Source organism: Priestia sp. SIMBA_032, from assembly GCF_046535215.1.
In the GTDB taxonomy this organism is placed as follows: domain Bacteria; phylum Bacillota; class Bacilli; order Bacillales; family Bacillaceae_H; genus Priestia; species Priestia aryabhattai.
This window is the reverse complement of sequence record NZ_JAWRXD010000667.1, coordinates 1-272: the sequence shown is the minus strand read 5'-3', so window position 1 is coordinate 272 and position 272 is coordinate 1. Positions and strand designations below refer to the sequence as shown.

Here is a 272-nt window from a genome sequence, read left to right as displayed (position 1 = left end):
CTTGTATCCTCGTCTAAGTGGACCTTATTTTGTAGCAGTAGAACAAATTAAAACAAACTATGGTGGAAAAGATTATAGTGGAAATGCAGTAGATCTACAGAAAATACGTGAAGAAGGGAAACGACAATACTTACCTAAAACATATACATTTGATGACGGATCAATTGTCTTCAAGACGGGAGATAAAGTAACAGAAGAAAAAATTAAGAAATTATATTGGGCAGCCAAAGAAGTAAAAGCACAATATCACCGTGTAATTGGTAATGATAAAG

The 272-nt window shown here is 33.5% G+C and carries 1 protein-coding gene; it reads left to right on the top strand.

Annotated features, from left to right (window positions below; genetic code table 11):
• On the top strand, positions 1-272 hold a 272-nt coding region (locus SB717_RS35930), incomplete at both ends, for a collagenase (protein ID WP_410907760.1).